This is a genomic window from Streptomyces sp. CBMA291 (genome assembly GCF_014596525.1).
GTDB lineage: Bacteria > Actinomycetota > Actinomycetes > Streptomycetales > Streptomycetaceae > Streptomyces.
The window spans coordinates 82,229-95,343 of the sequence record NZ_MSJP01000034.1 but is presented as its reverse complement, the minus strand read 5'-3'; the positions used below and the strand labels follow the sequence as shown (position 1 = coordinate 95,343).

At 74.2% G+C, this 13,115-nt stretch carries 10 protein-coding genes; 6 read left to right on the top strand and 4 right to left on the bottom strand.

Annotated features, from left to right (window positions below; genetic code table 11):
* Nucleotides 1-83: 83 nt before the first annotated feature.
* Entirely contained in the window at nt 84-2,066 is a 1,983-nt protein-coding gene (locus tag BU197_RS10100) for a S9 family peptidase (RefSeq protein WP_223183025.1), read from the bottom strand.
* Between the two features lie 239 nt (nt 2,067-2,305).
* On the opposite strand from BU197_RS10100, the gene BU197_RS10095 reads away from it, so the two are divergent.
* Complete coding sequence (locus BU197_RS10095) at nt 2,306-4,393, top strand: ABC transporter ATP-binding protein (protein ID WP_188267912.1); 2,088 nt, start codon at nt 2,306-2,308, stop codon at nt 4,391-4,393.
* A gap of 110 nt (nt 4,394-4,503) precedes the next feature.
* Here BU197_RS10095 and BU197_RS10090 read toward each other — a convergent pair whose 3' ends face one another.
* The gene (locus BU197_RS10090; RefSeq protein WP_317452134.1) at nt 4,504-5,532 is read right to left on the bottom strand and encodes a HAMP domain-containing sensor histidine kinase; all 1,029 of its coding nucleotides are present in this window, start codon (nt 5,530-5,532) and stop codon (nt 4,504-4,506) included.
* 258 nt (nt 5,533-5,790) lie between these two features.
* On the bottom strand, nt 5,791-6,444 hold the full coding sequence (locus BU197_RS10085) for a response regulator transcription factor (protein WP_188267911.1): 654 nt from the start codon (nt 6,442-6,444) through the stop codon (nt 5,791-5,793).
* Nucleotides 6,445-6,698: 254 nt separating this feature from the next.
* On the opposite strand from BU197_RS10085, the gene BU197_RS10080 reads away from it, so the two are divergent.
* The 4 genes from BU197_RS10080 to BU197_RS10065 are packed head-to-tail and all read left to right on the top strand — an operon-like array spanning nt 6,699 to nt 10,250.
* Nucleotides 6,699-7,187, top strand: coding sequence for a hypothetical protein (locus BU197_RS10080; protein WP_188267910.1), 489 nt, complete (start codon nt 6,699-6,701; stop codon nt 7,185-7,187).
* Nucleotides 7,184-8,338: a peptidoglycan-binding protein gene (locus BU197_RS10075; protein WP_188267909.1), complete on the top strand. Its 1,155-nt coding sequence runs from the start codon at nt 7,184-7,186 to the stop codon at nt 8,336-8,338. The genes BU197_RS10080 and BU197_RS10075 overlap by 4 nt, the downstream gene beginning before the upstream one ends.
* Nucleotides 8,335-9,024 (top strand): ABC transporter ATP-binding protein, encoded by a 690-nt coding sequence (locus BU197_RS10070; RefSeq protein WP_188267908.1) that lies wholly within the window; start codon nt 8,335-8,337, stop codon nt 9,022-9,024. The genes BU197_RS10075 and BU197_RS10070 overlap by 4 nt, the downstream gene beginning before the upstream one ends.
* Nucleotides 9,021-10,250 (top strand): ABC transporter permease, encoded by a 1,230-nt coding sequence (locus BU197_RS10065; RefSeq protein ID WP_188267907.1) that lies wholly within the window; start codon nt 9,021-9,023, stop codon nt 10,248-10,250. The genes BU197_RS10070 and BU197_RS10065 overlap by 4 nt, the downstream gene beginning before the upstream one ends.
* A 122-nt stretch (nt 10,251-10,372) precedes the next feature.
* Here BU197_RS10065 and BU197_RS10060 read toward each other — a convergent pair whose 3' ends face one another.
* A complete protein-coding gene (locus BU197_RS10060; protein ID WP_188267906.1) occupies nt 10,373-12,445 on the bottom strand; it encodes an MMPL family transporter in 2,073 nt (690 codons plus the stop codon).
* 75 nt (nt 12,446-12,520) lie between these two features.
* On the opposite strand from BU197_RS10060, the gene BU197_RS10055 reads away from it, so the two are divergent.
* Nucleotides 12,521-13,033 carry a MarR family winged helix-turn-helix transcriptional regulator gene (locus BU197_RS10055; RefSeq protein ID WP_188267905.1) on the top strand — a complete coding sequence of 171 codons (513 nt, stop codon included), beginning with the start codon at nt 12,521-12,523 and terminating at the stop codon, nt 13,031-13,033.
* The last annotated feature ends 82 nt before the right edge of the window (nt 13,034-13,115 follow it).

The following is a 13,115-nucleotide window of genomic DNA, read 5'->3' as shown; positions in this document are numbered from 1 at the left end:
GGCGGCGAGCCGGTCCGCAGACCGTGCCGGGAGGCGACCTGCGGGCCGTGCCGTGCCCGGGAAGTTCCGCCCGCTCCACGGCGTTACTCCCCGGGCACGGCCTCACGGTCGGAACCGCGGTCCGCCCCGTGGCCGGTCCCGCGCTCGGTCCCGCGCTCGGTCCCGCCCTCGGTTCCGGCCGTCTCCTCGTACCGGCCGCCCAGGTGTTCCGCGAGGAAGCGTTCGGCGGCCGCGTAGAACGCCATTCGGTTGCGGGGCCGGACGAATCCGTGCCCCTCGTCGGGAAAGAGCAGGTACTCATGGGGAACGCCGCTCCGGCGCAGCGCGGACACCAACTGCTCCGACTCCTCGCGCCGCACCCGGGGATCCCGCGCCCCCTGCCCGACGAGCAGCGGGATGCGGATCCGGTCGGCGGCGAAGAGCGGCGAACGGGCCCGCAGGAACTCCGGCTCCGCCTCCGGCGAGCCGACCCTGCGGCGCAGCATCGCCGCCATCGGCCCCCACGTCGCGGGCACCGACTCGATGAAGGTGAGCAGCGAGGACGGCGCGGCCACGGCGACCGCGCAGCGGTAGGCGTCGGGAGTGAAAGCGGCCCCGGCCAGCGCCGCGTACCCGCCGTACGAGCCGCCGTAGACGGCGACCCGGCCGGGATCGGTGTGGCCCAGGGCGACACAGTGGCGTACGGCGTCCTGGAGGTCGTCCTGCATCCGGCCGCCCCACTCGCGGTCCCCGGCCCGGGTGAACTCCTTGCCGTAGCCGGTCGAGCCCCGGAAGTTGACCTGGAGGCAGAGATAGCCCCGGTTCGCCAGCCACTGCGCCTCGGCGCGGAAGCCCCACTGGTCGCGGGTCCACGGGCCGCCGTGGACACAGAGCACGGTCGGCAGCCGGTCCCGCCCGGCGCCCGGCGGGAAGGTGAGATAACCGTGCACCGCGAGCCCGTCGCGGGCCGTGAAGCGGAAGGGCTCGACCCGGGCGAGCCGCTGCCCTTCGAGGGCGGGAAGATGACTGAACAGGTACTCGGCGCGGGCGGGTTCGCCGTCCCCGGCCCGGTGCAGGACGCGGTAGCCGGCGGGCGCGTCGTCGGTGTTGTGCTGGACCAGCCAGTGCCGGTCCGCGCGGTCGCGCCCGAGGACGGTGAGGTCGCCGGGGGCCTCGGCCCGCAGCGCGGCGAAATCGGCTTCGAGCTCCGGGTCCAGCACCTCCAGGTCGTTGCGGGCCCGTCGGACGAGCACGAACTGCGCCTCGCCCGTACGGGGATGCACCCCGACCCCGTCGACGTCGTGGACGGGGTCCGCGTACAGCACCTTCCGCTCACCGGTCACGGCGTCGACGCGCAGCAGCCGGGCGGTGTCCGCGCCCTCGGAGGAGAGCAGCAGCAGGTGCCGGCCGTCACCGGTGAAGCCGAAGGGGCGCAGCGCGGGCGCGTCCTCCGGCTCCGCGCGGAGCAGTTCGCGCCAGGGGGCGCCTTCCACGTCCCGGACGAGCAGACTCGTCGAACCGTCCGGATGCGGGCGCAGCGCACCCCGCACCCGCAGATCGCCGTCGGCCACCCAGCGGCTGAACCCCTCGTCCCGGGCGGCGAGTTCGATCGAGCCGGTCTCCGGGTCGAGCCGGTAGGCGTCGTGCACGGCCGGGTCGCGCAGATTGAGCCCGACGAGCAGCCGGTCGGGCCGACGCGGGTCGAGCGACACGATCCGCGCCTGCACGCCCTCGTACGGGGTGAGGTCGCGCGCCGGAGGGCCGTCCGGGTCCGGCGACACGGCGTACAGATGCGTGTTCTCGTCGCCGTCACGGTCCTGGACGTAGAGGATGTGCCGCCCGTCGGCGGACCAGGCGAAGGCGCGCACCCCCCGCCCGGCATCGGCGGTGACCGGCCGGAAGTCCCGCTCGCGCCAGGGCCCGGCGTGCACGTTGAGCACCCCGGAGGCGGCGGGCGCGAGGAAGGCGAGCCGCTCGCCGTCGGGCGAGAGCGCCGGGCTCATGCGGTGCGGGTTGCCGAAGAGCACCGAGCGCGGGATGAGGGGCGGCATCGCGGACGTCGGGGGAGTGCCGTGCGTCGCGGTCATCGCGGATCACGTCCTGTCGTCGGGAAGCGGCGGGGAAACGGGGGCGGCGGAGACGCCGGGTACGGAGGGTCCGCCAGGGGCATCTGGTGCGGCGGGGACGCCGGGTGCGGCGGGGACGCCGGAGGCACCACGTACGGCGGACGCACCGGAGACACCGCGCACATCACGCACACCGCGCACACCGCGTACATCGGGCGCGTCGCGGACGTCGGAGACAACGAGCGAGAGGGGTGCCGCTGATGCGGCAGATGGTGTTCGCCTCCAGGGAGGCGGCGAGCAGCGGCGGCAGCGGACTGACCGGGCCCGTGGACTTCCCCGAGCCGGAGGACGAGCGGCCCCGCGGACGCCGGGGTCCGGTGGCCGGGGCGCGTGCGGCGGCGCTCGCCACCGCCCGTACGGTCTCCGGTCTCGGTCGGGTGCTCGCCCTCGTCTGGGGTACGAGCCGGAGGCTGACGGTGGCGCTCGCGCTCTCCACGGTGTTCGTCGGTCTGGTCCCTGCGGCGGTGGCGATGACGGCGCGGCTGCTCGTGGACACGGTGGTCAAGGGCGCCGCGCTGCACACCGGCGGACGCCCCGACCGGATCGGACTCGCCCTGGACCTGCCGGGGTTCACCTGGCATCCGCCGGTCACCACGACGCTCGCCGCCCTGGTCCTGCTCGCCGCCGTGCAGTGCGGGGTGTTCGCGCTCGGCGCGCTCGCGACCGCCGTCCGGAGCATCGCGCAGCAACTGCTCCAGGAACGCACCACACAGCATGTGCAGACGCAGGTCATGGAGCACGCGGGAGGGCTGCCGCTCTCCTTCTTCGAGGACTCCGCCTCCTACGACCTGCTCCGGCAGGCGCAGCAGGAGGCCTCGACCCGGCCGGTGATGATGATCGGCGGCGCGTTCACGCTGCTCCAGCACACGGTGACCTTCGCGAGCATGGTGGGGCTGCTCTTCGGGCTCGGTCCGCTGGTCGCCCTCGTGGCGCTGCTCGCCCCGGTGCCCGCCTTCGTCGCCGACGCCCGCTACGGCATGCGCGGCTTCCAGGTGGCACTGTGGTCCTCGCCGATCCGACGCCGGATGGAGTACCTGTCGCGACTCGTGTCCACCGACACGTACGCCAAGGAGGTCAAGGTCCTCGGGCTCGCGCCGTTCCTCACCGCGCGCTTCCGGCTGCTCGGCGCCGCCGCGTACCGGAAGCTGCGCGGAGTGGTGACGGCCCGTCATCTCGTCGGCAATGCCTGGTCGTTGCTGACCACCGTCGCCGGATCGCTGACCTATCTCTACGTGGCGGTGCAGGCCGTACGCGGTCGGCTCAGTCTGGGCGACCTCATCCTCTACACCTCGGCGGCCACCGCCGTGACCGCCGCCGTCCAAGGCATGTTCGGCGGCGCCTCCGGAATGTACGAGCACCACCTCTACCTGCGCAAACTGTACGAACTGCTTGCCGTCCCGACCGCCTCCCCGGGCGGTCTCGCGCTGACCGGCCCGGTACGCGGCCATGTGGTCCTCGAACACGTGACCTTCCGCTACCCGGGTGCCGACCGGCCTGCCCTCGACGATGTCAGCCTGGAGATCCCGGCCGGAGCGACGCTCGCGGTGGTGGGACGCAACGGGGCCGGGAAATCCACCCTGATCAAACTGCTCTGCCGACTGTACGAGCCCGAGTCCGGCCGCATCCTCCTCGACGGCACCGACATCCGCGAGCTGGACCCGGAGGCGCTGCGCGGCCAGGTGGCGGCGATGTTCCAGGACTTCGTCACGTACCAGGCGACGGTCGCGGAGAACATCGGGCTCGGCGACCTGCCCGGACTTGAGGACCGCGAACGGGTCGAGGCGGCGGCGGACAGCGCCGGGGCCACCGGTCTCGTGGAGCGGCTGCCGCAGGGATACGCGACGGCGCTCGGCAAGTGGTTCGACACGGGCGTGGAACTGTCCGGCGGAGAATGGCAGAAGGTCGCTCTGGCGCGGGCGTTCATGCGGGAGGGCGGACTGCTCGTCCTCGACGAGCCGACGTCGGCGCTCGACGCGGAGGCGGAGCACGAGCTGTTCACCCGGCTGCGCGAACTGGCGGCGGGCCGCACCACGGTCTACGTCTCGCACCGCTTCTCCACCGTACGGCGCGCGGACCTGATCGTCCTGATCGAGGACGGACGGCTCGCCGAACGCGGCACGCACGAGGAACTGATGCGGCTCGGCGGCTCGTACGCCCGCCTCTTCGCCCTCCAGGCGGAGGCCTACCGCGACGCGCCCGCCGTCGCCCAGGTGCTGCCGGGACCCGGCGGGGCGAAGGCGGCGGCGATCGCGGCGGCCCTGGCGGCGAAGGGCAAACCGGCGCCGTGAAGAACCGGCCTGCCGGAGCCCGCGTCGGGAGAGCCCATTCCCCGGGAGTCCCGCCCTCGGGAGTCCCGTCCATGGGAGCCCCGTGCCAGGGGTTCCGCCCCGCGCGCCGCTCACGACGGCACCTCGATCCGTACCCACAGACCACCGTCCGGTGGGGCGGTCAGGGTCACGGTGCCGCCGTGCGCCTGGGCGATGGAGCGGACGATCGACAGGCCGAGCCCGGCGCCGTCGCCGCTGCGCGAGAGGCGCCGGAAGGGTTCGAGCAGGCCGTCGGTCTCCTCGGGCGGCACGGGCGCCCCGGTGTTGCGGACGACGAGCACGCCCCCGCCGCGCCCGCCCGGCGGCCCGGCGACCGCGACCTCGATCACCCCGTCGGGCACGTTGTAACGGGCCGCGTTCTGCACGAGGTTGACGACGAGCTGATGCAGCAGAACGGGGTCGCCGCGCACCGGGGCGGGCCGCAGGTCGAGGTCGAGCCGCAGCCCGGCGGCGTGGATCGCGGGCCGGTTCTGGCCGACGGCCTCGGCGGCGATCCGGGCCAGGTCGACCGGTTCGCGCCGGTCGAGCCCCCGGTCGCTGGTGGCGAGGGTGAGCAGCCCTTGGATGAGCCGCTCGCTGCGCCGGTTGGTGGCGAGCAGCTCCTCCTGGATCCTGGGCAGGTCCTCGGGCCTGGCCCGGCCGAGCCGGATCTGGATGGCGGCCCGCTGCACGGCGAGCGGGGTGCGCAGCTCGTGGGAGGCGTTGGCGACGAAGCGGCGCTGTGCCTCGAAGGCCGCGTGCAGCCGGTCGAGGAGGGCGTCGAAGGTGTCGGCCAGGTTCTTCAGCTCGTCCTCGGGCCCGGTGAGGCCGATCCGCTCGTGCAGGTTCGCGGCGGACAGGCGCTGGGCGGTGGCGGCGATGGTGTGCAGGGGCCGCAGGGCGCGCCCTGCGACCAGCCAGCCGAGGGCGACGGAGGCGACCAGCATGACGAGCAGCGCGAGCAGCGACATGAGCAGCAGCTGATCGAGGGCGTCGGCGCGGAGCCGGTCGGCGAGCGCGGCGACCTGGGACTTCGTCAGCGTGGGCGGGTTGCCCGTGTACGGCGCGTCCTTGGGGAGGACGAGGACGGTGGTGCCGGTCAGCCGCTCGCGGAAGAGCACGTAGGTGAGGCCGAGGAGCAGCAGCCCGGTGACGGAGAAGAGCCCGCTGTAGAGGGCGGTGAGCCGCAGCCGTAACGAACTCTGCCCCCGCCGGAGGAACCCACGAAGAAACCCCCGGAGGAACCCCCGGAGGAACCCCCGGAGGAACCCCCGGAAGGACCTCTGGGGGATCGACCGTGAGGTTCGGCGGGTCCGAGGGGCCTGTGAGTCCCCGGTGGCCCGCGGGGAGGTCGGAGTCGACGAGTCCACGTGTGCCCCTCAGATGCGGTAGCCGCTGCCGGGCAGGGTCTCGATGAGCTGTGGCTCGCCGAGTTTGGCCCGCAGCTTGCTCATGGTGATCCGTACGGCACTGGTGAAGGGGTCGGCGTTCTCGTCCCAGGCCCGTTCGAGAAGCTCCTCGGTGGAGACGACGGCGCCCTCGGCGGACAGGAGCACTTCGAGGACGGCGAACTCCTTCGGGGACAGGCGCAGAAAGCGGCCCTCGCGGAAGGCCTGGCGGCGCGGCATGTCGAGGATGATCCCGGCGCGTTCGAGGACCGGCGGCAGCGCCCGGGTGGCACGCCGGGCCAAGGCCTGGACGCGCGCCACGAGTTCGGGATACTCGAAGGGCTTGGCCAGATAGTCGTCGGCGCCGAGCGCGAGCCCGGCGACCAGATCGGTGGTCTGCCCGGCGGCCGTCAGCATGAGGATGCGGGTACGCGCCTCGGAGGCGACGACCCGACGGCACACCTCGTCGCCGTGCACCTCGGGCAGGTCCCGGTCGAGGACGAGCACGTCGTAGTCGTTGACCGTGAGCCGTTCGAGGGCCGCGTCGCCGTCGAGGGCCACGTCGACGGCCATGCCGTGGGCGCGTAACCCCTCCGCGACCAGTTCGGCGAGCATCTCCTCGTCCTCGGCCACCAGTACCCGCATCTGCGTCACGTCCTTTCGTCCCGCCGCGGCTCTCCGTGATACCCGGCGTGATGTTTCGCCAAGGTATGCGGGTCCGGAGACGGCCCGGCAACCCCGCCCTCGGTAGATCTGTCACCACGGAAAACGGTCCGAGGAGAGGAGCGAGCATGGCGGGCGCGACGAGGACGAGGGGCGGCACGGGCGCGATGGACACGGCGCGAGGACAAGGCGCACGACAGGGGTACGGCCACGGGCGAAGGAGGGGTGGCCTCCGTGTGCGCGGCGCGATCGCGGCGGCGGCGCTCACCCTGCTCGCCACGGCCTGCGCGGGCGGCGGATCGGACGAGCCGGGCGTGGCGAGCAAGGGCGGCGGCCCGACCGCCTCCCCGGGCTCCGCTTCCGCGTCGCCGAGCGGCACCCGGCAGGACCAGCTGGTGGCCTTCGCCCGCTGCATGCGGGAGAAGGGCGTCGACATCGCCGACCCGGCGCCGGGCGACGAGAACGTCCAGCTGCCGCCGGGCACCAAGGGCGACGCCCGCACCCAGGAGGCCCTGGCGGGCTGCCAGGGGCTGCTCGGCGCGGGCGGCAAGGAGAACACCGACGCCTCGGCGCAGGACAAGGCCGTCCGGCTGGCCCGCTGCCTGCGGGAGAAGGGACTCGACGTCGCCGACCCGGAGCCCGGCAAGCCGCTCCAGCTCAGCGGCGCGGGCAGCGACCCGAAGGCGCGGACGGCGATCACCGAGTGCAGGGCGTCGGTGCGATGACGGACCAGGACACGGCGGTGGCGCCCCGGACCGAGGAGGACCCGGAGCCCGGGTCCCCGCGCTCCCGGGGCCGCCGGGGGCTGCTCCTCGCCGCCGCCGTGGTGGTGCTGGGCGCGGTCGTGGCCGGGGGAGTGGTCCTTGTGCAGCGGGGTGACGGGCCGGACGCCCCGGCCGCGGGACCGCGCACCGGCACGGCGCCGGTGGTGCGCACCGATCTGGTGCAGAGCGAGCGGATCGACGGCACCCTCGGCTACGCGGGCGACTACCAGGTGAGCGCGCCGCACGGCGGCGGCATCGTGACCTGGCTGCCGGACGTGGGGGCGACGGTCGCGCGCGGCCAGCGCGCGTACGCGGTCGACGGCGTCCGCGTCCCGCTCTTCTACGGTTCGACACCGCTCTACCGCACCCTGGAGGAAGGCGTCGACGACGGCCCGGACGTACGGGTCGTGAAGCGGAACCTCAAGGCGCTCGGCTACGGCCCCCAGCTGGCCGACGACGAGGTCTTCACCTCCGGCACGGCCGAGGCGGTACGGGACTGGCAGGAGGACCAGGGCAGGGAGCGGACCGGCGAGGTGGCGCCCGGGGACCTTCTCGTGGAGCCGGGCGCGGTCCGGGTCACCGAGGTCCCCGGCATCATCGGCGCCCCGGCGGAAGGCCCGCTGCTCCGCCTGTCCGGGACCCGCCGGGTGGTGACCGTGGACATGCCGGTGGCCCGCCAGCAGCTCGCACGCGGCGGCGCCCCCGTCACCGTACGGCTGCCCGGTGGGAAGAGCACGCGGGGGAAGGTGTCACGGGTGGGCACGGTGGCCCGCGCTTCCGAGCAGGGCGGTGCGAACCGGCCCGGGGCGACCGGCGGCGGGGCGGGCGGGGCGGACGCCACGGTGCCGGTCGAGGTGACCCTGTCGAAACCCGGGGACGTCGGCACCCTCGACGGCGCCCCGGTCCAGGTCGACTTCACCAGCGAGCGCCGCGACGACGTGCTCGCGGTGCCCGTCCCGGCGCTCCTCGCGCTCGCCGAGGGCGGCTACGCGGTGGAGACCCCGGACGGCCGGCTGCTCCCGGTGACCCTGGGCGTCTTCGCCCAGGGCCGGGTGGAGGTCTCGGGCGCGGGGCTCCGCGAGGGCCTGAAGGTGGAGGTCCCGCTGGCATGAGCGAACCCGTGATCACCTTGGAAGGGGTCTCCAAGACCTATCCGGGCGGTGTCCGCGCGCTGCGGGACGCCGACCTGACCGTACAGGAGGGCGAACTCCTCGCGGTGGTGGGCCGTTCGGGCTCGGGGAAGTCGACGATGCTGCATCTGATGGGCACCCTCGACCGCCCCAGCACCGGCCGGGTGCTGCTGCGCGGCCATGACGTGGCCGAGCTGAACGACCGTCAGATATCGGCGGTACGGGCACACTGGATCGGCTTCGTCTTCCAGCAGTTCTTCCTGTCGCCCGGCCGTACGGCCGTCGAGAACGTCGCCGAGGGCCTGCTCTACCACGGCATCGCGGCCCGTAGGCGAGAGAAGCTCGCGGAGGCGGCGCTGCGTCAGGTGGGCCTGGGGCACCGGCTGCACCACCGGCCGCACGAGATGTCGGGCGGCGAGCGGCAGCGGACGGCGATCGCGCGGGCGGTCGCCATCCGGCCTTCGGTGATCCTCGCCGACGAGCCGACCGGCAACCTCGACTCGGCGGCGGGCGCGGGCGTGCTCGAACTGTTGCACGAGCTGCATGCGCGGGGCACGACGATCGTGGTCATCACCCACGATCCCGGTCTCGCCGCCCGGCTGCCGCGCCGGGTGGAGGTCCTGGACGGGCGGATCCGCACGGACACGGCGCTCGGGGCGGCGGGATGAGCCCCCGCGTGCAGGCCGGTCCCCGCACCGGCACCCCGCTGCCCAGGCCCGCCCGCCTCCCGGTCGCCGACGTCCTGCGCGTCGGTCTGGTGGGGATGCGGTCCCGGCCCACCCGGGCCGTGCTCTCCGCGCTCGGCATCGCGATCGGGATCGCCGCGATGGTCGCCGTCCTCGGCATCAGCAACGCGGGCCAGACCGAGCTGATGAACCGGATCAGCAGACTCGGTACGAACCTCCTGACCGTGTCGCCCGGCCGTGACCTGTTCGGCGAGGAGGCCAGGCTGCCGAAGGACGCGGTGGAGATGGTCGGCCGGATCGGACCGGTCCGCTCGGTCACCGCGACCGGCGCGCTGACCGGGGTGACCGTACGCCGCACCGACCGCATCGACCCGCTCGCGGGCGGCGGCATCGGGGTGGCGGCGGCCCGCACCGACCTGCTCGGCACGGTCGGCGGGACCGTCCGCGACGGCGAGTTCCTGAACGGCGCGACCGGCCGCTATCCGGCGGTCGTCCTCGGCGCGGTGGCGGCGCGGCGCCTCGGCATCGAACAGATCGACCGGCAGGTCTATCTGGGCGAGCGGTGGTTCACCGTCGTCGGCATCCTCGACCCGGTCGCGCTCGCCCCCGAGATCGACCGCTCGGCGCTCATCGGCTGGGAGGCGGCGCGCGAGCTGTTCGGCTTCGAGGGACATCCGACGACGGTGTACGAACGGTCCCCCGACGAGTCGGTGGAAGCGGTCCGCGCGGTCCTCGCGGCCACCGCCAACCCGGAGAACCCGCAGGACGTCCGGGTCAGCCGCCCCTCCGACGCGCTGGAGGCGCAGTTGGCCGCGAAGTCGGCGTTCACCTCGCTCTTCCTCGGACTCGGCGCGGTGGCACTGCTCGTCGGCGGGGTCGGCGTGGCCAACACCATGGTGATCTCCGTCCTGGAGCGCCGCCCCGAGATCGGTCTGCGCCGCTCGCTCGGCGCGGGCCGGGGGCAGATCCGGCTCCAGTTCCTCGCCGAGTCGGTGGCCCTCTCGGGCGCGGGCGGCACGGCCGGAGTCCTGCTCGGCGCCCTGGTCACGGCGGCCTGGTCGGTCTCGCAGGACTGGCCGGTGGTGCTGCCGGTGGACATCCTGCTCGCGGGCGTGGCCGCCGCCGCGCTGATCGGCACGGCGGCCGGCCTCTACCCGGCGGGCCGGGCGGCCCGGCTGACCCCGACGGAGGCCCTGGGCGCGGTCTGACCCCGCCACCCGAGACTCCGCCACCCGAGACCCCGGCCCCGTCGATCGAGCGGAACGATCGGCGGGGCCGGTCCGATCCACCGGGCGCGTTCCCTTGCCAGGCAGGATCCGGCAGAGACGGCCTAGCGGCCCAGCTTCCCCGGCCACCAGGCCCGGGGGCCGATGTCGATCATCAGCGCGGGGACCAGCAGGGAACGGACCACCAGGGTGTCGAGGAGCACCCCGAAGGCCACGATGAACGCGACCTGCACCAGGAACGCCAGCGGGATCACCATCAGGGCGGCGAAGGTCGCGGCGAGCACCACGCCCGCCGAGGTGATCACACCGCCGGTGGTGGTGAGGCCGCGCAGCACCCCCTGCCGGTTGCCGAGGACGAGGGCCTCCTCCCGGACCCGGGACATCAGGAAGATGTTGTAGTCGACGCCGAGCGCCACCAGGAACACGAAGCCGTACAACGGGACCGACGCGTCCGTGCCGCTGAAGCCGAGGACGTGCTCGAAGACGAGCGCCGAGACCCCCAGGGTGGCGAGGAAGTTGAGCGCCACCGTCGCGACGAGCAGCACGGGCACGAGCAGGGAACGCAGCAGCAGCATCAGGATGAGAAGGATGACGGCGAGCACCACGGGCACGATGACCGTCCGGTCCCGGGCGGCGGTGTGCTGGGTGTCGTACTGCTGCGCGGTGTAGCCGCCGACCAGCGCGTCCGCGCCGGGCACCGCGTGCACCCGGGCGCGCAGCCGCGCGACGGTCTCCTTGGCCGCCTCGCTGTCGGCCGCGTCCGCCAGGGTCGCGTCGACGCGCACCCGCCCGTCGACGACCAGGGGTTCTCCCGTACCGGCCCGGCCGGACGCCGGGACCGCCCCGGCGGACGCCACTCCCTCGGTGCCGCGCGCGGCGGCCGTCACCTCGGCGACGCGGTCGGCGGCGGCGATGATCACGGCCGGATTGCCCGAGCCGCCGGGGAAGTGCTCGCCGAGCGTCCGCTGGGCGGCGACCGAGGGGGCGTCGTTGACGAAGGTCTCGTCGAGCGGTACGCCCCGGGCGGAGAGGGAGGGGGCGAAGGCGGCGAGGGCGGCCAGCGCCAGGGCGGTCACCACCCAGGTCCGGCGCGGCCGGCCGCTCACCGTCGCGGCCACCCGGCGCCAGACGCCCCTGCCCTCCGCCGACTCCTCGGGGGCCTGCGGCCGGGACGGCCAGTACGCGCGCCTGCCGAGGAGGGCCAGCGCGGCGGGCAGGAAGGTGAGGGCGGAGAGCGCCGCGCAGACGATGCCGATGGCGCCGACCGGCCCGAGGGCCCGGTTGTTGGTGAGGTCGCTCGCGAGCAGGGCGAGCAGACCGAGCGCCACGGTGGCGGCGCTCGCGGTGATCGCGCCGAAGGAGCGCCGTACGGCGGCCGTCGCGGCGGCGGTACGGTCCCCGCGCACGGCGAGTTCCTCGCGGAAGCGGGCGGCGAGCAGCAGGGCGTAGTCGGTGGCGGCGCCGATGACGAGGATCGAGAGGATGCCCTGCACCTGCCCGTCGACCCGGACCACGTCACGGTCCGCGAGGGCGTAGACCACGGCGCAGGCCAGTCCCAGGGCGAGGACGGAGCCGAAGATGATCAGGAGCGGCAGCAGGACGCTCCGGTAGACGAGCAGCAGGATCAGCAGCACGGAGCCGAGCGCCACGCCGAGCAGGATGCCGTCGATCCCGGCGAACGCGGCGGACAGATCGGCCCGGCTCGCGGCGGGACCGGCGATCCGCGCCGTGCTGTCCGGCACGCTCCGCGCCGCGTCGAGCACCTCGTCCAGGACGGGTGTCAGGCCCTTGCCCAGATCGGGCTGGAGCTGGACCACCGCCTGGAGGGCCCGGCCGTCCTCGGAGAGCAGGGCGGGGGAGGGGCGGCCCACGATCCCCTCCCGGCCCGCGAGCGCGCCGACCGCCTCGGTGGCGGCCTGACGCCGGATCGGGGTGAACGGCCCCCCGTCGGTCGTCCAGACCACGATGGCGGGCAACGTCTCCGACTGGTCGAACGCCTTGCGGGCGTCCAGCACCCGGGTCGACTCGGCGCTCCCGGGCAGGAAAGCGGCCTGGTCGTTGGTGGCCACCTCGCCCAGCCTTCCCGCGTAGGGGCCGAGCGTCCCGCCCACCCCCAGCCAGACGAGCAGCAGGACGAACGGTACGAGCCACCGGGCCCGGCGTGGTGCGGTGCGCATGGGCATCCCCTGGAGCGGACGAAGTGTGTCGGTCATCAAGTATCTTGATCGTCGAGAGATATTAGGATAGGCGGCATGAGAGGTTCCGGTGCCCCCACCCCCACCACCCCTTCGGACGACCCGACGGGCTTGCAGACCTTCGCCGTCCTGCTGCGCCGGATGAACGCCGAGTTCAACCGCATCACCCACGAGTTCGCCCAGGACCAAGGCCTGCACCCCACCGACGTCCAGGCCCTGATCGCCATCCTGGACGCCGACTCCGGCACCGACGCGGCGGAGGGCCCGATGACACCGGGCCGCCTGCGCGGCCACCTCGACCTGACCTCCGGCGCGATGACCGCCTGCCTCGACCGGCTGGAACGGGCCGGACACATCCGCCGCGCCCGCGCCGCCGACGACCGGCGCGTGGTCCACCTGCACTACGCGGACGCGGCCAAGGACGTGGCCAGGGACTACTTCCGGCCCCTGGCGCAAGGCACCGACACCGCCCGAAGCCGCTTCACCCCCGAGGAACTGGCCGTCGTCGTCCGCTTCCTCACCGAGATGAACGGGGAGTTGGCGGGGCTTCGCCGGGACAAGGGGCACTGAGGCGCGGCGCCCCGGACGGCCACCGGAGGGCCTTCGCCCTCGCGGGGCCGTCCGCCGAGCGAGCCCTCGCCACGGGCCGGCC